Source organism: Methylosarcina fibrata AML-C10 (assembly GCF_000372865.1).
GTDB classification, from domain to species: domain Bacteria; phylum Pseudomonadota; class Gammaproteobacteria; order Methylococcales; family Methylomonadaceae; genus Methylosarcina; species Methylosarcina fibrata.
Genome location: NZ_KB889965.1, coordinates 2,898,780 through 2,919,576 on the forward strand (window position 1 = coordinate 2,898,780; position 20,797 = coordinate 2,919,576).

General features: G+C 57.6%; 17 protein-coding genes. 1 reads left to right on the forward strand and 16 read right to left on the reverse strand.

Annotation, left to right across the window (positions count from 1 at the left end; all coding sequences use genetic code 11):
• Positions 1-9 precede the first annotated feature (9 nt).
• On the reverse strand, positions 10-516 hold the full coding sequence (locus A3OW_RS0113640; RefSeq protein WP_033412583.1) for an RNA polymerase sigma factor: 507 nt from the start codon (positions 514-516) through the stop codon (positions 10-12).
• Positions 517-880: 364 nt separating this feature from the next.
• Here A3OW_RS0113640 and A3OW_RS0113650 point away from each other — a divergent pair, with 364 nt between their 5' ends.
• The gene (locus A3OW_RS0113650) at positions 881-1,489 is read left to right on the forward strand and encodes a Uma2 family endonuclease (protein WP_020564004.1); all 609 of its coding nucleotides are present in this window, start codon (positions 881-883) and stop codon (positions 1,487-1,489) included.
• A gap of 257 nt (positions 1,490-1,746) precedes the next feature.
• Here A3OW_RS0113650 and A3OW_RS0113655 read toward each other — a convergent pair whose 3' ends face one another.
• From A3OW_RS0113655 to A3OW_RS0113730, 15 genes are all read right to left on the reverse strand, one after another.
• A complete protein-coding gene (locus A3OW_RS0113655) occupies positions 1,747-4,182 on the reverse strand; it encodes a TonB-dependent siderophore receptor (RefSeq protein ID WP_083918288.1) in 2,436 nt (811 codons plus the stop codon).
• A gap of 90 nt (positions 4,183-4,272) precedes the next feature.
• The gene (locus A3OW_RS0113660) at positions 4,273-5,241 is read right to left on the reverse strand and encodes a FecR family protein (RefSeq protein WP_020564006.1); all 969 of its coding nucleotides are present in this window, start codon (positions 5,239-5,241) and stop codon (positions 4,273-4,275) included.
• A 68-nt stretch (positions 5,242-5,309) separates the two neighbouring features.
• The gene (locus A3OW_RS0113665; protein ID WP_020564007.1) at positions 5,310-5,816 is read right to left on the reverse strand and encodes an RNA polymerase sigma factor; all 507 of its coding nucleotides are present in this window, start codon (positions 5,814-5,816) and stop codon (positions 5,310-5,312) included.
• A gap of 303 nt (positions 5,817-6,119) precedes the next feature.
• The gene (locus tag A3OW_RS0113670) at positions 6,120-8,543 is read right to left on the reverse strand and encodes a TonB-dependent siderophore receptor (RefSeq protein WP_232422384.1); all 2,424 of its coding nucleotides are present in this window, start codon (positions 8,541-8,543) and stop codon (positions 6,120-6,122) included.
• A 265-nt stretch (positions 8,544-8,808) separates the two neighbouring features.
• Complete coding sequence (locus A3OW_RS0113680; RefSeq protein WP_026223598.1) at positions 8,809-9,792, reverse strand: FecR family protein; 984 nt, start codon at positions 9,790-9,792, stop codon at positions 8,809-8,811.
• A gap of 53 nt (positions 9,793-9,845) precedes the next feature.
• Positions 9,846-10,364: an RNA polymerase sigma factor gene (locus A3OW_RS0113685; RefSeq protein WP_026223599.1), complete on the reverse strand. Its 519-nt coding sequence runs from the start codon at positions 10,362-10,364 to the stop codon at positions 9,846-9,848.
• Between the two features lie 38 nt (positions 10,365-10,402).
• Positions 10,403-10,654 (reverse strand): hypothetical protein, encoded by a 252-nt coding sequence (locus A3OW_RS0113690; RefSeq protein WP_020564012.1) that lies wholly within the window; start codon positions 10,652-10,654, stop codon positions 10,403-10,405.
• Entirely contained in the window at positions 10,651-13,017 is a 2,367-nt protein-coding gene (locus A3OW_RS0113695) for a TonB-dependent siderophore receptor (protein WP_020564013.1), read from the reverse strand. Before A3OW_RS0113695 ends, A3OW_RS0113690 begins: the two co-directional genes overlap by 4 nt.
• A 3-nt stretch (positions 13,018-13,020) precedes the next feature.
• Entirely contained in the window at positions 13,021-13,314 is a 294-nt protein-coding gene (locus A3OW_RS27885) for a hypothetical protein (RefSeq protein ID WP_157385894.1), read from the reverse strand.
• 29 nt (positions 13,315-13,343) lie between these two features.
• Entirely contained in the window at positions 13,344-14,321 is a 978-nt protein-coding gene (locus tag A3OW_RS0113700; protein ID WP_020564014.1) for a FecR family protein, read from the reverse strand.
• A 109-nt stretch (positions 14,322-14,430) separates the two neighbouring features.
• The gene (locus tag A3OW_RS0113705; protein ID WP_033411746.1) at positions 14,431-14,952 is read right to left on the reverse strand and encodes an RNA polymerase sigma factor; all 522 of its coding nucleotides are present in this window, start codon (positions 14,950-14,952) and stop codon (positions 14,431-14,433) included.
• Between the two features lie 408 nt (positions 14,953-15,360).
• A complete protein-coding gene (locus tag A3OW_RS0113715) occupies positions 15,361-16,575 on the reverse strand; it encodes a PepSY-associated TM helix domain-containing protein (protein ID WP_020564017.1) in 1,215 nt (404 codons plus the stop codon).
• Positions 16,572-19,010 (reverse strand): TonB-dependent siderophore receptor, encoded by a 2,439-nt coding sequence (locus tag A3OW_RS0113720; RefSeq protein WP_020564018.1) that lies wholly within the window; start codon positions 19,008-19,010, stop codon positions 16,572-16,574. The genes A3OW_RS0113715 and A3OW_RS0113720 overlap by 4 nt, the downstream gene beginning before the upstream one ends.
• A gap of 89 nt (positions 19,011-19,099) precedes the next feature.
• Complete coding sequence (locus tag A3OW_RS0113725) at positions 19,100-20,071, reverse strand: FecR family protein (RefSeq protein ID WP_020564019.1); 972 nt, start codon at positions 20,069-20,071, stop codon at positions 19,100-19,102.
• 112 nt (positions 20,072-20,183) lie between these two features.
• A complete protein-coding gene (locus tag A3OW_RS0113730) occupies positions 20,184-20,765 on the reverse strand; it encodes a sigma-70 family RNA polymerase sigma factor (RefSeq protein ID WP_020564020.1) in 582 nt (193 codons plus the stop codon).
• Between the last annotated feature and the right edge of the window lie 32 nt (positions 20,766-20,797).

Here is a 20,797-nt window from a genome sequence, read left to right on the forward strand (position 1 = left end):
CGGCAAGGGCTAAGTAATGGAGTCCGCATCCGCCTGCAACCGACTCAGCGCCTTGCGCATGTGGCTCTCGACGGTACGGACGGAGATTCCCAATTCCTCGGCCACTTCAGCATACGATCTGCCTTCGACCCGGCACAGCAGGAAGACGCTGCGGCACTGCGGCGGCAAAGCGTGGATCAAGGTTTCGAAGCGATCCATTTGCTGGCGCGCCGCCAGCACGCGATCCGGTCCCGGCTTTACGCAAACGATATCTTCCTCCGGTTGTCCCACGTAACGCTGCTGTTGCCGCATTCGCGAGCGCAAATGATCCAGCGCCAGATTATCGGCTACCCGGAACATGAAAGCGTGCCAGTTTTTGATTTCATCGCCGGCCGGATAATCGGCCAGACGCAGGTAGGTTTCCTGAAGCAGATCGGCCGCGGCTTCGCTGCATTGCACGCGGCGCAACAAATAACGCCGAAGTTCCTGACGTGATCTCAGAAAAACTTGCAAAAGATCGTGCTCCAATGAAGCCATAAAAAATGATAGAGAAATGCCGAATTCAAAGAACAACGGAAACAGGGAAAGTTTGTCGACAACCGTCCGGTTACTGAAGGCAATAACCGTGCCGATATGGGCAACATCTTAAAGAACCGAATTTCTTTCAGCCTCCAAGCAGTCTGGCTCCGCCATGAAACCGGATGCAAATACGGGCGTCCGGCTTTGTTAAGGGATAGCCGGAACAGGGCAGGATAATGCTGAATGCACGATATGACGCAGCCGATTGTGTCAAGTGACGCAATGACGGCGCTCAAAAGCGGATTGACGAAAACGGGTTCGTCCGTTATCTTGAGCGGATATATCGTTGAATTTTTCGAAGATACGGCATAAAGTGATTCGGATGGCATTACCGCAAGTACCATTTCATCTCAATGCGGAAGATTATTTACGGTACGAATTATCGACGGACGGAAAACACCAGCTCATCGACGGTGAAATTTACGCGATGGGCGGCGCAAGCGAGCGTCACAATTTGCTTGCCGGCAATATTTTCAACGAATTTAAAAATAGATTAAAAGGCCGGCCCTGCCGCACGTTCATGGCGGACATGAAACTCCGGGTGGCCGAAGATTTTTTTTACCCGGACGTGATGGTGATTTGCGGGGAAGACAACGAGAGCGCCTATTACAAAACCGCGCCGACCGTCATCGTCGAGGTCCTGTCCAAAACCACGCGTAAATTCGATCAAAGCCGAAAGCGGCTGCGCTGCCAATCGCTTCCGACTTTGCAGGAATACGTGCTGGTCGAACAAGACAAAGGCGAAATCCTGGTTTTCAGCCGTAAAGACGGCTGGCAATCGTTATATTATTACTTGGGCGATGAAATCGTTTTCCCTTCCCTGAACGTCGCCGTGCCGGTCGAGACGATCTACGAGCAAGTCGACAACGAGGACGTCGCCGCCTTTCTCGAACAAAAACGGCAAAACTCGTCGGACGAACCCGTCAGATAGGTTGACGACGAAGGAACCCCAACGCACCATCGCACCGGGAATGCATTAGGGTTCGCAAGCTCGCCCCAACCTACCGCTCTTGCCTGACTGGTTATAGCATTCCCGCCCCTCTCCCAGAGGGAGAGGGAGGTTTATGACTGAATCAGAGCTTCCTCAAGAATGTTAAAAGCCGATCCCGCACAGACTTGAACTCGGGAAGTCAGGATAGTAAATCCTTGACGGGAGGCTCAAGACCGTACACTCGAATCGAAAAGGCTCTAAAACTCGACGCGCACCGATCCCATGAACGAGCGCGGCGCGCCGGGGATATTGCCGTAGAAGCGCTGGCTGGCGTCAAAAGTGTCGGCGCCCGAAAAATAGCGTTTGTCCAGCAGATTGTAAGCATTGAACTGGGCGGTCAGTTTGGTCGCGCCGACCTTGAAGCTGTAGGCGGCCAACGCGTCCCAGGTGAAATAACCGGGCAATTGAAAGCTGTTCTGCGGATCACCCTGGCGCTGGCTGACCACGCGCATGCCCGTGCCCAAGCTCAAACCTCTTAACAGCGGATCGTCGTTGAAATCGTATTTGGTCCAGAGATTGGAGGAATGTTTCGGAGCATTCGGAAAGCGGTTGCCCTTTAAATCCAACGCGGTGTCTTCGATCACTTCGGTATTGGTCAACGCATAGTTCGCGATCAGGCTCCAGTTGTCGGTCAGTTGCCCGGCCACGTCCAGCTCGATGCCGGTACTGCGCGCTTTGCCGATCGGTATCACGTACTGCGCAAAGGCCGACGGACTGACCGCAATATTGGTTTTCGTCACCGAGAAGAACGCCAAGGTCGAGTTCAGCCGGCCATCGAAAAACTCGGTCTTGAAGCCGCCTTCGTATTGCGTGGCTTCCTGGGGCTTGACCGGCCTGCCGTCGATGCCCTTGCCGAAATTGTTGCTGCCCAGCGATTCCGTATAGTTGGCATAGACCGACAGCCACGGCAGCGCACGGTAGAGCACGCCGACGCGCGGGCTGAATTTGCCTTGATCGCGCCCGTTTTGCCGCAATGTGTCTTCCGCGCCGGAGAACGATTGCGAGGAACCGCCGGAACTCAGGCTGGCCCAATCGTAACGGCCGCCGCCCAAGATGTGCAGCTTGTCCCAAAACACCATCTGATCCTGAAAATACACGCCGTTCCACGATTCGGCGTTCAAACTGTAATTGTTCGGATCGGTCGGAAACTTCCCTGGATAAGGCTGAGGATTGTAAATGTCGATGCTGTCGACCAGCGAGCAACAACCCCAAACCGATTTGGTGTCGTGCTGAAAAAAATCATGCCCAACCAGCAGCGTGTGTTTGACGCCCCAAGTATCCAGATGGCCTATCAAATTGGTGTTGAACGAATAAGTATTGTCGTCGAGCACGTTGAGGCGCCACAGATAGCGATCTACGAAAACCTGGTCCGGATGAAAGCCGAAAGGAAACGCATCGAGCTGGTTTCTGCCGCCCAGAAACGCCGAAAACTGCTGGCTGATCTTCCAGTCGTCATTGAACGCATGCGACCAGTTGAAGTCGACGACTTCGCGTTCCTGGTTGGATGCGGACTGGGGATCGCTCAACGCGCGGTTGATCGGCAGGTCGACCGGACGGTTGGCGCCGTCCCTAACCGGAAAGCCCTCGTCCCAGGTGAAATCGTCGCGCTGATACTCCATGCCGATGCCGAATTGCGTGCGATCGGTCGGTTTCCAGCTCAATTGTGGCGCGATGAAAATACGGTCGCGCATCAACAGATCGCGATACGATTTGTTGTTTTGATAAGCCAGATTGAAGCGGTAGGCCAATGAGCCGTCCCGGGTCAAAGGACCGGTCGCGTCGGCGGTCGTGCGGTACAGGTCAAACGAACCGAACTGCTGTTGCAGCGAATAGTAGGGCGTATCGAGCGGCTTTTTGGTGGTCCGGCTGATCATGCCGCCGGGCTCGATGCGTCCATAGAGGATCGCGGCCGGCCCTTTCAGCACCTCCAATCGTTCGACGTTGGCGGTTTCGGCGGTCCACGAGCTTTCGCGAATGCCGTTGCGGTAGATTGCGCCGTTGGCGTCGAAACCACGCACGACGAAATTGTCGTAAGTCGGCGAAGTGCTCAACTGTACGCCGCTGACGTTCTTCAATCCGTCGGCCAATGAAATGGCCTGCTGATCCTGCAACACCGACCGGGGCACGACCTGGATCGATGCCGGCGTTTCGATAAGCGGCGTGTCGGTACGCGTGGCGGTCGCTGTATCGAGCACCGCATAGTTTTTATTGTACGGATCGTCTGCCTCGTACTCCGCTTGCCCGGCGACCGTCACCGGCGGCATCGTGTCCATCAATTGGTTCACTTTCAGCGGAGCCTTTTCGATCACGATCGTACCGTTGCCGATCAGGCGATAACTTAGGCCGCTGTTGCGCAACAGTTTGGACAGCGCCGCTTCCGGAGTGTAGCTGCCGTGCAGCCCCTGGCTCGACAAGCCGGCGGTGATCCCGGTGTCGTATACCAGTTGCAGGCCTCCCTTTTCCGCCAGGCGGTTCAAGGCGGTGGCCAAAGAGCCTGCCGGAATGTCGAACTGCCGGTTGGCGCCCTCCGCCCCGGCCCTTGCCGAAAACAGCAGCAACGTACTCAAAGCCAGCGATAGTGCTGCTGCGGCCGAACGGCCCGGACTTCCGCCAGGTGTTGTGTTCAATGTCATAAAGATCCCCCAGGATTGTTTTTTGGACGTCAACAATCCTCTGACGCGCAACGCGTGCGAAACAGGAGGAGGGGTAATAAAAAAATTTTGCTAGCGATGCAGCCAGATCAGATAACTGCCCAGCCGAATCGATTTGACGTGCAGGGACGTTTCCAGGGCGGCGAGCACCGCCAGCGGCTGATCGGTGCGAAATACGCCGTTGACGCGGCGCTGCGCAAGTCCGGCATCGCTCATCATCAGATAGCCCTGGTAATAGCGGTTCAGCTCGGCGATCACCTCGCCCAGCGGCCGGTCTTGAAAAACCAGCACGCCTCGCCGCCAGGCGGTTGCATTGGCGCCGTCGATGCGCTCGACGGCGCCGAACCCCGTGTTGGCATTAAAACGGATCTGCTGGTTTTGATCGAGGATTCTGCGCGTCGGACCATCGGCCGGACTCCGCATCAGATCGACTGCAACGCGGTGTTCGGTCACGCTGACCTCGGTCTGACTGCCTCTCAAGCGGATGTTGAACGCGGTGCCCAACGCAGTGACCGTGCCTCGGCCGGCTTTCACCCTGAAAGGGCGGGCAGCGTCCGGCTGCACTTCAAACCAGGCCTCTCCTTCCAGGAGAACCAATTCCCGATGCCGCTCGTCGAGGCGCAGAGTCAGAGCGCTGTTGCCGTTGAGATGGACGACCGAGCCGTCGCTTAACTGCACGTCCTGCATTTCGCCGAAACCGGTGCGAACGTCGGCCTCGAGCCATAACGGCAAGGAGCCGAACAACCACCAGATCAGACTCAAAGCGGCAAGAGAGGAAGCCAACCGAACCATTCTGCGCGCCGGCGGTCTTGTTCGCCCGACCGTTTGCTGCTGCGAGAAATACGACTTAATCGCGTCGAGCTCGCCCCACAGTCCGCAAACGGCATCGAATGCCCGGCCATGGCGCGGATCGGCCGCCAGCCAGCGGGCGAAAGCGGCCTTTTCCCCGGCGCCGGCGCTGCCGCTGTCGAGCCGGATCCACCAGTCGGTGGCCGCCTCCCTAATGGCGGATTGCTCCGATGAGCGGTGTGTCGGTTTCATAAAATAACGGAATTGGATCGGTCGACGGTCATTATAGGCTCATGGCAGGACGGGGAAAACAACGAGCGTTATTGCTCGTCGATTTTTTGCAACGTCTGCAAGGCATGCCGTAAATGCTTTTCGACCATGTTGCGGCTGATGCCGAGGCGTTCGGCGATTTCAGCCTGGCTCAAGTTTTCGAATTTGCGCAGTATGAATACGGCGCGGCATCTGGGCGGCAGAGTATTGACCGCCTCGACCAGTTTGTCCAGCCGTTGCCGGGCAACGGCGATCTGTTCGGGGTTCAGGCCGTCCGCCGGTTGCAATTCTTCACTCGACAAGCCGGCCTGTTCGGCGTGGCGGCTGCGCACCCGGTTACGGCGCTCGTGATCGGTCGCCAGGTTGGCGGCGATCCGGTGCAGCATCGCGCGGGGATTGTCCGCCTGTTGCCATAAATTGCCCGAGGACATGCGGTGATACGTTTCCTGGACGATGTCGGCGGCCGTTTCCAGACAACCGCAGCGCCTGAACGTTACCCGGCGCAGTTCCGGATCATAAAGCTTGATCAGTTGATTGATAAAAGCGACGTTACTCATACCGTGAATGATTTCCAGACAGGTGTACGGACAAACCGGTAATCAAGTTTTATGCCAATAAAACAGTAGATCGGGCCGGGCAAGACGAAGCTCGATAAAAACCTGCGGCAAACCTGTTCGGCTTCCTGACGCCGGTTCCCTGCCCGGATTTAAATTGCGTGAAATAACGGATTGGCCGGGTCAAATGACACAGTGAAATCGACGGGCCGCCCGGACAGGCCTAAAGCGCCGGCGGCCTTTTTCCGAACAGCGGACCGGCCTACCGGCCTGTCTCTCCGCAAGCAGAGCCGAAGCGGCTACTCCCTAGAATTCGTATTTCAACGAGCCGAACACGTTGATCGGCGAGCCGGGGATGACGTCCAGGTCGCTGCCGTCGGAGTTGGCGTAATATTCCTTGTCCAGCAGGTTGTTGACGTTCAATTGGGCCGTGAATCTATGCCGGCCCACGGTATGGGTATAGGCCGCCATGGCATCCAGGCGAACATAGCCCGGCAGGATGAAGGTATTGTCGGCATCGCCCCAGCGCCTGCCGACGGCTACCACGCCCAGACCGGCCTTGAAGGCTTCGTTGAATTGCCAGGTGCCCCACAGACTGCCCTGATGCCGAGGCACGTTTTCCAGCCGGTTGCCCTGCAGGCCGTCAAAATCCTGGGTGTACTTGGCTTCGGTATAAGCGTAAGTGGTCAATAGATGCAGTCGGTCGGTGATCTGTCCGGCCAGATCGAACTCGATGCCTCGGCTTCTGATCGCGCCGGCCAGAATTTGAAAATTGGGATCGGCTTCGTTGGGATCGTCGGTAAGCAGGTTGGTCTTGGTCAGGTGGAACAGGGCCAGCGTCGAGGAAAGCCGTTTATCGGGCGTCTCTGCCTTGATCCCGATCTCGTATTGTTTGCCTCGCTGCGGATCGAATTTCGCGCCGTCCGCGCTGACGCCGTTGTTGCCGCTGAACGACTTGGTGTAATTGCCGTACAGGGACAGCCAGTCCAGCGCCTGGTAAAGCAGGCCGAGGCGCGGGCTGAACGCATCGTCTTTCTGCGCAACGCGCCCCGCTCTGGCCGCGGCGAGCGACATCGGGGAAAAATTGGCGCCCGTGGTGACGTTGTCGTAGCGGCCGCCGAGCAACAGATGCAGTCGGTCGAAGAAGGTGATCTGGTCCTGAACGTAAGCGCCCAGCCAGGATTCCTTGCGATAGAAAAAGCCGTTGTCGGTGGTCAGGGCGTCGAAATCCACCAGTCCGTAAACCGGATTGAATATATCGATCGAAGGCGCCGCCTCGCTCGCGGAAGGGGATTCGGTGGAAGCAAGAAAACCGTCGAAGCCGATCAACAAATTGTGCCGGCTGCCGAGAAGGTCGAATTTGCCGTTCAAATCCAGGTTGCCCGAATGGGTCATGACGTCCTGCACACTTTTATATGCGGTGCGGTTCAAGGTGCGGTTATCGGCGTCGAGGCCCCCGAAATTGAACAGCGTCGGCCCGCTCAGCGTCCAGTCCTTGAACAGGTAGCGCTGGGTTATTTTCCAGTCCTCGTTGAGGCGATAGGTCCAGTCGAAACCGACCAGCGTACTTTCGACCGATTGGCGATCCGGGCCATCCTTCAAGGTACGGGTGATCGGAATCGGCGCCGGACGCCCATTGATCGCGGGAATGCCGAAATCGGCATTGAAGCGGTCGTGCTTGTATTCCAGCTCCAGATGGGTTTCGATGCGGTCGGTCGGCCGCCAGGTAACGACGGGGGCCACGAAAAAGCGCTCGTTGCCGACAAAATCCCGGAACGACTGGTTGTTGGTATAGGATCCGTTGATCCGGTAAAGCAAAGTCTTGTTCTGATCGATCGGACCGGTGGCGTCCATCAGCGTGCGGTACTGATCATAAGAGCCGAACTGCTGCTGAATGGAGTAGTAAGCCGTATCGAGCGGCTTCTTGGTCACGTAGTTGACCAGACCGCCCGGCTCGATGCGCCCGTAGAGCACAGCCGCAGGCCCCTTGAGGATGTCGATCCGCTCGATGTTGGCGATGTCGTAAATATCCTGCCGGTTGAACAAGCCGTTGCGGTAGGCATCGCCGAAACCGGAGCCGGCGAGGCCCCGGATGATGAAGTTGTCGTAGAGATAGCCGCCACCGGTTCGGCCCAGCACGCCGCTCACCTGGCCGTTGACGGCGTCGGGCAGCGTCGTTATCTGTTTGTCCGCCAGGATCGCTTTGGGAATGACCTGGATGGAAACCGGCGTCTCCATGATCGGCGTGTCGGTCTTCGTGGCGGTCGTGGCATTAGGCCGGTTGTAATCCGGGTTGTACGGATCGGCCGCATCGTATTCGGCGCTGCCGGTCACGGTCATCGGCGCCAATAGGGCGGCCTCGGCTTTTCCGGCTTCCGCCTCAGGCCGGGCTTCGGCTTTCACCACCGTAACGGCGCCGTTCGGCGTCTTCACGGCAATCAGGCCACTGCCGGACAGAAGTCTGTCCAGAGCCTCCCGGGCGCTGTATTGTCCGGAGACGGAGGGCGCGGTCAGTCCCTTGACCAGCTCGGCGGGATAGCTGATTTGCCAGTCGGCCTGTTCGGAAAGCTGATTGATGGCCGTCTGCAATGATTGGGATGGAATGTGCAGCGCGCGCCTGCCGTTATCGTCAGCGGGCGAGCCGAGCGGCGCCAGACAAAGAGTTGCGGTGACGGCCGTCGCCAGCGTGTTCATCCGGCGGGTTGGGTGGATCGTATTCGGTCGTGACATTCAATGGTCTCCTTTGATGACGGTTTGCCGGTCCGCGCCGCCTATTGGCGGGCAGCGGCAGGGTGTTCTCAAGGAAGACAATCGACAAAAAAATATCCGCACCTGGCGAAATCACTTTTTTATCGTTTTCATGCCGGACATTGCCGCCGGCGTCGCGAGAGGCTTCGCTTCCGCAGGCGGCATTTATTTTTGGAGACCGCACCCCGCTGTGCCGGCAAGACGTTGACAAAGCAAGCTTTCAGCTCCTGCCCTTTTCGGGGGGCGGTCAACGCCGCCCGATCACCGTCAGCCAATTGCCGACATAGGTAATTTTGATCGGCAAGGTTTGTTCCAGCGTATCCAGCGCGCGGGACGGCCGGGTAACGTCGAAGCGGGCATTGATGCGGTAGGTTTTCAAGGTGGGATCGCTGAACAGGATCAGGCCGGGCAGATACCGGCCCACGTCGTTGACGACTTGTTCGAGGGGGGTGTCCTGAAACGACAGGCGGCCTTTCAGCCAGCCGCTTTCCCGATGGTCGGCAAGAGGCCGAACGGCAGTCAGGCCCGATGACGTATTGCCGACCTGTTCGTCCGGATGCAAGAGCACGTTTTGCCGGTTGGCCTTGTTGCTGACGTTGACCAACCCCTGCATCACGGTGACCTTGTCTTCGGCGGCTCCATCCCGAACGATGAAGCGGGTGCCAAGGACTCGGGTTTCCGTCTCTCCGCTGTCGACCACGAACGGTCTGCCTTCATCGCGCCGGACGTCGAAATAAGCTTCGCCTTTGAGCAGGCGAACGAACCGTTGTTCTTCGTTAAAAGCAACGGCGACGGCGCTGTCGGTATTCAGGGTGACGTTGGAGCCGTCGCTCAGCCGAACGGTTTGACTGGCGCCCACCGGAGTATAGTAATCCGCCTGAACGCGGGTGACGGGATCGAACAGCAAAGCCAGTAAGGCTACGCTCGCCGCCAGGCTCAACGGCAGCCATTTTCTGACGGCATGAGCGTTGCGCCGCTTTTTGACGATGCCGTCGGACAGGCCGATGCGTTTTAACGCCTGATTAAAATCGCTGTCGTCCCATAACTGCGAAGCTTCGCTGTAGGCTTGCCGGTGCGCCGGACTTTGCATTTTCCAGGTTTGAAAACAAAGGCGTTCATCTGTCGACAATTCACCCGACTGCAGACGGGCAAACCAGACGATCGCCTGTTCGGCGATCTGATCGGCCTGTTCATTGTCCGGCCTGGAAAAAGGTTGTTTGGGTGCTTTCATCGATTGAATTTTGTTATGCTGCGATAAACGGTAGATACTTCTGTTCCAAAACCTCACTCGCCGTCCCATGCCAACAATTGCCGGCGGATGCAGCTCAGTCCCCTGGCGATGTGTTTTTCCACCCCGCTGACGCTGATGCCCAGTTCTTCGGCAATTTCCTTCTGGCTCATGCCATGCACTTTGAACAAGACAAATACATCGCGGCAGCGCGGCGGCAATTCTTCAACGATCCGGACAAAACGCTCCAGCCGCTGCTTTTCGGTCACCAGATGCTCGGCGGACGGACTGGCCTGATCGTCGTTCGTCAGATGCTGCGAATGCGTGTCGGCGATCTTGTTCCGCCTCAGGTAATTGAACGCCAGATGAGTGGCAATGCGGAACAGAAAGCCGCGCGGATGCTCGATGGTTTGCCGTTGCGAGGCTTTATGCAGGATCAAATAACTTTCCTGAACCAGATCGGCCGCGGTCTCGTCGCATTTTACAATCTTTGCCAAATGTCTTGTCAATTCGATCTTGTGCCCGTAAAACAGGGCGTCCATATTGAGCGTATCGGGTAGCTGTATTCCTGCCATGTCGTTTGCCGGTGATAATTTAAGCCGAACGTTTCACGTTAGGCAAAAACTTTGGCAAGTCTTGTGCCAAACATGTAAAACACGGATCTGGCAGGGAATTGAACAATGAAGATCGGGAATACCGGATAAAGTGCGGCATTTCCCATACGGGGTGCGGCAAATCGCGCATGTTGTGATTTTTGCCCGGCATTTTCGGCGTCCTCCGTCTGTGCGTCGCGCACAGGCAGAAAGGCATCGAACTGCCGAGCCAACGGTGAATCCCCTAACAGATTACGTGTGAATTCACTCAATATTCTATTCTCACCGACCCCATGAATGTCCGCGGCGCGCCGTAGTGTGAAGGGCCATAGCTGTAGATGCTGGCAATATAGGTTTTGTCGGTCAGATTGTCGATGTTCAGTTGCGCCGTGACACGGGAAGCGCCGATCTTCCAGAACTTGCTCAACATCACGTTCATCGTGACGTAGCCCGGCGCTTGCGCGGTCTCGTCGTAGCCGATCTCGCGCTGCCCCACCGCCTGCATGCCCGCGCCGATTCTGACGCCCCGCAACAGCGGCTTTTGAAACTCGTAAGTAGTCCACAGGCTGGCGCTGTGCACCGGGGCATTGTTCAGGCGCTTGCCGCTGTTTCCGAAACCGGCCGAATCCTTGGTCGTTTTGGCGAACGGCGTATAGGCATAGGCGCCGATGATGCTCCAGCCCGGCAGAATTTCGCCGCTCAAATCAAATTCGATGCCGCGGCTCTCGGCCTCGCCGACGGCTTTGGTGACGTTCGGCCCAACCTCCATCGGCAGATTCTGTTTGGTCAGGTCGAAATAAGCCATCGTCGCGCTGAAGCGTCCGTCGAACAGCTCGGTTTTGGCGCCGACTTCCCATTGCTTCGCGGTTTGCGGCGGCAACGGCGTTTTCGTCGACCAGTCGTAATAGTTCGAGGCGCCGAAGTTTTCGGTGTAGCTGCCGTAAAGCGAAAACTCGGGAATCGGCTGCCAGACCAGGCCGCCGCGCGGCGAAACCTTGTCCGCGCTGGTGTCGGAATAAGAGGAGCCGTGCCAGGAGCTGGTCGCATTGTCGTAACGAAGTCCCGCCAGCGCATGCAAATGATAAGGCAGCTCGATTTGATCCTGCGCATACAGGCCGAACCACGGGAGCGTCCATTCAGCCAGGTCCACGTCGCCCGGCAGGATGGCCGGCGGTCCGGGCTGGTGGATCGGATGATAAATATTGGTAACGTCGCCGGTCTGAGGAGTAAACCCGGCCGAGGTGGCTCGGTAGTCGGTACGGTAATAGTCGCCGCCGATCAACAGATTGTGCTTTAGAAAGGCGGTATCGAATTTTCCGTTCAGCTCCAGCGCGTTGAAAAAATTGTGCTGATAATCGTTGCCGTCGGTGTTTTGCGCAAAGAAATACCGTGTCTGATCCCCGTTCGGCTGCACGGGGGAAAAGGCGCCTGTCGGGAACTTTCCCGACATGGTCAGGATGTGGTTGGTAAAGTTGAAGCGGTGCCGCAGCCGCCAGTTGTCGTTGAATGCGTGCACGGTGTTCAACGACAACATGACATATTCGTCTTCCTGAATATTCCAAGGATCGCCGAGATTGAGCGAGCGTGGAATCGGCGCCGGGCGATCGCCCAGGAGAGGAACCGTGCCGCGCCCCAACTCCTTGATGTCGCTGTATTCGATCTTGAAGGTCGACGTGGTCTGCTCGCTGATGTTCCAGCGCAGGGAAGGCGCGACGAACAAGCGTTCGTTACCGCCGAACTCCTGAAAGGTGTTGTTGGATTGATACCCCAGATTGAAACGGTAAGCCAGATCCTTGTCGGCGCTCAAAGGGCCGGTCGCATCGACGCTGGTGCGGTAGTGATCGAACGAGCCGAATTGCTGGCGCAGGCTGTAATACGCCGTATCCAGCGGCTGCTTGGTCACGAAATTGACCAGCCCGCCCGGCTCGGTCCGCCCGTACAGAACGGAACCGGGGCCTTTCAAGACTTCGATCCGCTCGATGTTTTCCAGGTCTTCGGTATGCGCCCATTGGCTCTGATTCAAATAGCCGTCCCGATAAACGTTGTAGTTGCCGAAACCGCGGATGAAGAAGGTGCCGGTCCCGCCGGAGCCAGTGACCACGCCGCTGACGTTCCTTAATGCCTGGTCGACGGTAATCGCTTGTTGGTCTTTTAACACCTGCTGCGGAACGACTTTTACCGAGAACGGCGTCTGTATCAGCGGCGTATCGGTTTTGGTCGCGGTAACCGCGTTGGGACGGTTGTAGTCGGTGTTATACGGATCGGTCGAATCGTATTCCGCCGTTCCCACCACTCTCATCGCCGGCAACGTCGACGAAGCATCGCTCTTCGAATCCGCGGCCTTGACCGAAACCGAATTTTCGTCCGTAAAGGTATAGGTCAAACCGCTGCCTGCCAGCAATTTTTCCAAGGCTTCGCGTGGACTGTACGAGCCTTGTAAGGCCGGGCTGGTCTTGCCCTGCACCTGGCTGTCCGAGAAAAATACCGCAATTCCGGCCTGATCCGCGAGTTTTTGCAAGGCGCCGTGCAAGGATTGGGCGGGAATATGGTAGGTCTGAACTTTCTCGTCCGCCACCGCGCTGCCGAGGCTTGCGCACAACAGGGCGGCGACCGAAATTTTCGTGGGGTGGTACATTCATTATCTCCTTGTTTTTAGTTGTTCATAAACTAAAACGAAGAGATAAAAAAAAGCCGACACGCTAAAGCGCAGTTTTCTGGAATTATTAAAAAAATTTTTAATTGGCGGCATGCGTGCCGATGTTGTCCCCTGCTTTCTTTGGCTAAAGCAGCCTGATGTCGCCTGAGTAATCCATACATACAAATTGAAAACGATCCAAGGCCGCCAAGTTAAGCCGGCAAGGTAGCCCGCATGTAATGCAAGGCAATGCGGGATCATCGGAGCCACAAAAATCCCGGATTGCGCAAGCTCCATCCGGGCTACCCGCTACCCGCTATTTGCTCTCAATGCCTGGCCAGCACGATTTTGCCGCTGCCTGCATAACGAACGGTCAGATTCAAACTGTTGGCGATGGTGGCGAGGTTGCCATCCAGGCGGTCGATAAAAAAGGTGCCGCTGACTTTGTTGTCGGCCAGCTTTCGGTCGGACAACTGCAACTGCACGTTGTGATAGCGACTCATTTCGGACAGTACTTCATCCAGCCGGCGATTGTCGAAAATCAGTTTGCCTCGCCGCCAGGCGGTGGCGGCGTCAATGTCGAATTGAGCAGGCGGATCGATGAAATCGCCGTTTGGGTCATAAGCGACGGTCTGCGATGCGGTCAGTTCGCGGCTTTGTTTGGCTTCGACGCGGACGCTGCCTTCCCGGACCGCAATAATGACTTGTCCGCCCTGGCGATAGACCTCGAATTCGGTGCCGATGTCGATACTGCGGCCGGCCCCGGCGGTGACGATGAACGGCCGCTCGGTCTGGTGCGCCACGCTGAAATAGACTTCGCCTTTGACAACTTGGACCGATCGTTGCCAGCGATTGAGGCGTACTTTAACTTCACTGTCGGTGTTCAATTCCAGCCGCGAACCGTCGGCCAGATCGACGGTTTCACGGCCTCCGCGCGCGGACCGGTAATGGGCGCTGCTGCCGTACCAGCCTTCCGATGAAAACGTGGCCACGCCGACGGCCAGCAGGATTGAAGCCGCCGAGGCCAACTTCAACCAACGCCGTCCGGCGTGTTCTTGCGGTTCCGAGCGGTAACGCAGGGCGGCCTTTCGGACGGCGGCGTCGTTTTTGGCAACGCGTTCCAGCCAGTCCATGCGGCGAGCGATTTCGGCATAGGCCGCCTGATGTCCGGGGCTTTGTTGCAGCCACTGATCGAAGGCCTGCAACTCGTCGGCCGGGCAACTTTCCGCGCTCAGGCGGATCATCCATTCGATGGCTTCATCCTGGAGTGTTTCGGCGATGTCGGTTGCGGCAGGGACGGTCATGGTATCGGCGGATGCCCGGTTATTTTGTAAGGGTATTATTGAATAAAACGAATGCCGGGGAAAGTACCGCCGGCGAAATAGCTTGAATCGTTGCGGCAAACGGTTTGCGCTACTCCTCGAAACCCGGATGTTTGAGCAAATGCCGCAGAGCGATGGCGAGATGGCGTTCGGAATTGCGTTCCGAAATGCCCAAACGTTTGGCGATTTCGGAATGGGAAAGCCCTTCGATACGCTTGAGCACGAATACGTAACGAGTCACTTCCGGAAGCTCCTGGAGCATTTCGCTCAGCAGTTCCAGTTCCTGCTGCTGGCTGATTTGGGTTTCCGGTGCCGGCGTGGTGGACGTTATGCCGGAAACTTCCCTGTCGTTTTCGAGGTCGGGCGCCGGTTCAAAGCGGTATCGCGTCTCCAGCATTTGTCGCCGGTAAAGATCGATGCTCAAATTCGACGTGGTTCGGAACAAAAATGCACGGACGTTTTCAATCGATTCGGGATCGGGGTGTTGCAGCAAGCGCAAATAAGCCTCCTGCACCAGATCTTCCGCCCCATTGCCGGCGCGTTGCGTGGCAAACAGCAACAACTCCTTGCTGTGGCGGAGGAATAACTTGTCCATTAAACCATTGATAGTCATGTCGGTAACGCTTGCGGCGGTCGTGTCTGTTCGGTTTTGTTTAAAAAAATCGTAATTATTCAGTGAGAAGGCCAATCGACGAAGGGATCAAGCGGATGCATTTTGTCTGGCTTGGATTTCCTTTTCTGATGAAGAGGCTTTCAGAGCTTTTCGTTGAACGGTTAACAAATTTCGTCTGTGGACTGTTTACATTTCGCCTCTGGATAGGCGGCCAGACCATTAAGATTTATAAGCAATTTTTGAGCCAAAATTTGCTTATCGCAGTCCGGCAGGCCGGGCAACAGTAAAGTAGGCAGGGATGAATGCAATGAAACCCAGCAAGCCGGGTAAAAGCCGGGATTCACGTTGTTCATCCCAGCCTACGGTGCTAAAACATTGGAAGCGTCAGGCGCAAAAAGCGCGCCCCATCTACCTGCTCGGTTTTTGTAGACCGGTCCATTTTTTTGCCCGCCGTTTTTGCAGCCAGCGGATAATCCCGGTCACATACAGCACCGGACAAGCGAGCCCGGACAAAAACACCAGCGCCCTGCCCGGCCAGCCGAACGCCTGGCCCGAATGCAGCGGCCACTGCCAGTCCAGCAGCACGTCGCCGGCGCTGCCGGTGCCGGACTCGTACACTTCCAGGAGTTCGCCGCTGTATTGGTCGATGACGAACTCCCGGTAGCCGATGAACGGTCCGAGTTCGTCCACGTCGCGTTTCCAAACGTAATAAATGCCGTCTGGCCCTTTCGGCGCGGTCAGCATCCAGAAGCGCCCGGAGGGATAGCGGCGATTGACCGCCGCTTCCACCGCCGCGGGTCCGATCGGTTTTTGGTCCCGCCGAACCGTGGAATGGTAAGTTTGCGACGGCAGGCCTTCCCAGGCGTTGGGCCGGGTCAGGTGCGAAAACGGTTCGACCAGCACATTGACCCGCTCCGGCAGATTGAAATACACGCCCGAGAACAACACCACGAGCAATACGGCCGACAAATAGACGCCGGCGAACTTGTGCAGATCGTAATTGCGGCGAGCGGCACCGGCACCCGGTTTGAAGATCAGCGCCTGCCGCCACTTTCCGGTCAACGGCCACCAGACGATCAGTCCGGTCAATACCGAGATGATCGCCAACACGCCCAGAATGCCGACCAGCGTGCCGCCGGTTCTGCCGAGCAACAAACACCAATGGAGCTGCATCACGAAACTGACGAAAGGCCGCCCCCAATAGCGCTGGTAAGGATGCCACAGTTGCTTCCCGGTCGCTTTTGCGGTGTAAGGATCGACAAAGACGTAATATTCGTCGCCACTGCCGTTGGGCGGCGACGGAAGAACATACAGCAGCTTGTAGGCAAGGTGTTCATTGCGAGGGTAATACACCTTGTCGAAACGGCTGCCTTCCGGTTTAATGGTTTCTGCCGCCGCGACGATTTCATCCAGGGAATGCAGGCGGCGCTGCCCTTCCGGCGGCGCTTCGATCTGCATCTGTCCGGCGTTTAGCACTTCCTGCAATTCCCAGTAAAACACCGCAATGCTGCCGGTCAGGCCGACGACGACCAACACCGCGCCGGCGATCAGGCCGAGATACAGATGCACTTGAAACCAAACACGACGGCGCTCTTTCAGGCGCTGCAGACGGGCGGGGTTCAAAATTCCACCCGGACCGAGCCGAGAAAGGTTCTGGGCACTCCGGGCTGGATGCCGTAAGCGCGCGTTTCCCACGTCGAAGACGTGTAATAACGCTTGTCGAGCAGGTTGTCGACGTTGAATTGCAGACTGACTTTCGACGGTCCGGCATGGAAGGAATAACCCAGCGCCGCATCGAGCCGGGCATAGCCCGGTAGCTGAAAACTGTTTGCGCGGTCGCCCTGGCGCTGATCGGCAATGAACACGCCGGCACCGGTCCAGAGCCCCTGCCAGCCGAAGCCGCCGAAGTCGTACTTCGACCAGAGGCTGCCGGCATGGGTCGGCACGTTGGCGAATTGATTGCCTTCAATTCCGGTCGAATCCTGTGTGAATTCGGTATTGGTCAGTGAATAAGTGCCGATCAGGCTCCAATTCTCGGTCATTCTGCCGGAGATGTCGAACTCGATGCCCTGGCTGCGGCCTTCGCCGGCGAACACGCTGAAGCCTTGCGCCGCCAGCTTCGGATCGGAATGCGGCTGGCTGATGTTTTTCTTGGTCAACTCATAAAAGGTCAGGTTTGCGGTCAGCCGTCCGTTCCACCAGTCACCTTTCAAGCCCGCTTCATAACCTTCCGACATTTCCGGCTTGACCTGGGTGCCCGGCGAGACCCGGTTGACGTTCGCCGCGTTCATTGCCCGGACGTAATTCGCATACAGCGAAAGCCAGTTCATCGGCCGGTACAACAGGCCGACGCGCGGACTGAACTCGCCGTCGTCGGTAGGATTTCCCCAACTGCTGTTGTTGGTCGCCTGGTCGTATCGAGTGCCGAACATCAGATGCCAGTCGTCCAATATCGTGACTTGATCCTGAACGTACAGCCCCCACCAGAACGTTTCGGTATTGCTGCCTCCGCCTGCCGTTTCAGTGGCCGGATCGATACCGGGCCGCCCGTAAACGATCGGCTGATAGATATTGATCGGCGCCGGAAAACTGGTGCCGCACGCTTCGCACAAAAAATAACTTTTACCGGTGCGGCCGTGGGTATGGTAAATGTCGCCGCCGGCGGTCAGCGTATGTTTCAGGCCATAGGTGTCAAACTTACCGGTCAGATTGATCAGGCCTTGAATGCTGTCCTCGAAATAGTCGTAGAAACTGTAAAACCGCGAGGCATCGCCGGTTTGTTCGTTCAGGGAGTCGATAAAGGTGCCGCCGGACTCCTGGTTCTCGTAGTTGTAGCCGACTTTGGCGTTTAGCTTCCAATGATCGGAGAAGGCATGCGTCAGGCTCATGCCTCCGTAAAGCAGGCTGGAATCGCCATCGTCGCCGGGTTCGCCCATGAAACGGCTGATGGGCACGTTGGCCGGCCGGTTGCCGACGGCCGGCAAGCCGAACGTCGTCGGACCGTTGACGTCGTGATAGCGGAAATCGACGTCGAGCTGCGTTTGGGGCGAAATTTTCCAGGTCAGGGACGGCGCGATGAAGCCGCGCTCCTTGCTCACCACGTCGACGAACGAATGGCTGCTCAAATATTCCATCGTGACTCGGTACAACAAATTGCCGTCCTGCGTGATGGGACCGGTCGCATCGCCCAGCGTACGGTACAGATCGAACGAGCCGAACTGTTGCTGCAAGGAATAGTAAGGCGTATCCAGAGGCCGTTTGGTCACATAGTTGATCAGGCCGCCGGGCTCCAGTCGTCCGTACAAGGCGCCCGCGGGCCCTTTCAATACTTCCACCCGTTCGATACCGGCCAGCGAATGCGATTGCGGCAGATCGCGCAAGCCGTCGATGTATTGCCGGCTGTCGGTATCGAAACCGCGCAGATACGCAGTGTCGTAAACGAATTCCTCGCCTCGGGAATCGAAATAACCGCTGACGTTTTTCAGCGCGTCACCGACCCGGATCGCCTGCTGGTCGTCGATCACCGCTTTCGGCACCACCTGGATCGACAACGGCGTTTCCATGATCGGCGTGTCGGTTTTGGTCGCAGTCGAAGCCATGGTACGGTTGTAGTCGGGATTGAAAGGATCGGTCGAATCGTAGTCGGCCACGCCGGTCACGGTCATCGGTTTCAGCGTGGTGGCTTCGTTGCCCTTCTCCGTCTCATCGCGACCGACGGCTTGTGCTACGGTGATCGCACCGCCTGCCGTCTTGCGGTAGGTCAGCCCGGAATCGGCCAGCATGATCTTCAACGCCTGTTCCGGCGTGTGCCGGCCGGACACCGGGCGCGACCGTAAAGCGCCGACTGCGCCGGCCTGATACAACAAACGCAGGCCGGCGCGGTCGGCCAGTTCGGTCAGGGCGCTGTCCATCGGTTGCGCCGGGATGTCGAAGGTTTGCTGGGCGGAGCCGGCCAGTGCCGGCGCGTCGAAACCGCCGGCAAGCAGCGCGGCGATGCAGGCGGGCAATAATCGGTTGGCGTTGAACTTTGCTTTGTTGTTTCGCTGTCTGGTTCCCATGTTTTCCCTCTTAACGGTGAGTCGGCAATAACGCCGCGTATGGGTTAAGACGGATCAGCGGGAAAATCTTGTAATCGGACTGTGAATTTTTATCCCCGGAGCAACGTCAGCCACGGCGTGATGCGGGTGATGCTGACCGGCAGAATGTCGGCGATCATGTCCAGCGCGGCGGTGGGGTCGCCCACGGGAAAGACGCCGGTGACGCGCAAGGATTCAAGGCTTTCGCCGACAATCAGCATACGGCCTGGGTAATAGCGGTCGAGTTCGGCGATGACCTCGGCCAGGGGCCGGTTTTTGAAGATCAGCTTGCCGCGCCGCCAGGGCGAAATCTGCCTGGCATCGATTGCGACAACCGGTCCGAGACCGTGCTCGGGACTGTAGCGGGCCTGTTGTCCGGCATGGATCCGGCTCGATTCCGGATAATCCTTTTCATGAGGCCCCTTGATGCCGACGGCGTGTTCTTCGACCGTCACGCGCGTGCCCCGGCTATCCATCAAGACTTCGAACACGGTGCCCAGAGCCTTGACGACGGCGGTGTCGGTGGCGACTTCAAACGGCCTGACCGGGTCTTTGGCCACGGTAAATACCGCCTGCCCGCGATGCAGAACGATGCGTCTTCCGGTCCGGCTGAAGGCGATCGAGAACGCGGTATCGGTATTCAGCGCAATGCGGCTGCCGTCCGTCAGGACGACGGTTTTTTGTTCGCCGACGCCGGTGTAAACATCGCTGAGCCAACGTTCGCCGTAACCTGAAAACTGAAGCATCGACGCAAGCAAAAGCAGACCGGCCGCCAAACCGGTCCAGTACCGGCCGCGCCGGGTGCCGGTGGCGTCTTGCCGGAGGCCGGCAACAGGCGCCGTGTTCATCAGCATGGCGTTCCCCATCTCCAGCCAGAGCCGTTCGGCTTCCGCAAACGCCTTGCGGTGCGAGAGACTTCGATTTTGCCATGCCCGGGCCTCGGCCCGATCCGTCTCGCTCGCCTTGCCGGAATGCAGCCGGATCACCCTGTCGATGGCCTGGTCGGATAACGCGGAAATGGTGGAAACCGGAGATTTGGTCATGGCAATATTGGAACGCTCTCTAATATTCTTATTATTATGACGGATGAGTTAACAATTGTTGCCCATCTTTTTTACCGACAAAGACGGGCAGAGGGCGGCCGATGCGCCGCTTTCAATAATTTTTCAGGCGGTCGCGGCAATGCTGCATCGCCCTTGCCAGATGCTTGGCGACCATACTTTCGGAGAGGCAAAGACGCGCGGCAATCTCGGCATGGCTGCATCCTTCGACCCGGTTCAGATAAAAGGCCAACCGGCACGCGTCCGGCAGTTCGGCCAGCGCCCGATTAACCGCTTCCAGCCGCTGCCGCTGTTGATACCGGCTTTCCGGGCCGGGCAAGTCGTCGGGGATATTTCGCCAGGCCTCCTCGTCGACCTCGTGCGGCAACCGATGACGGCACCGGCGCTGAAAGTCGATGACCAGGTTGGCGACGGTCCGAAACACGTACGCGCGCAGATTCTCGACCGTCTCGGCGCTTTGATGCCCGTTTATCCGCAGAAAAGCGTCGTGCAGGATGTCCGGAGCCAGATCTTCGGTGCCCGCTTTTCTGACGATGAAACGGCTCAGTTCGCTGCGATGTTCCTGGATAAAATCGGCGATGCGCTGAAGGGTTGCTTCGGGAACGTCTGCCGTATCTCCGGAAGCGTCTGTGCCGGTGTTGGCTTTCTGCTGAGATGGATTGAAATGATCGCTCATGGACAGGCCAGGGAGGTTGGATTAAAGCCTGG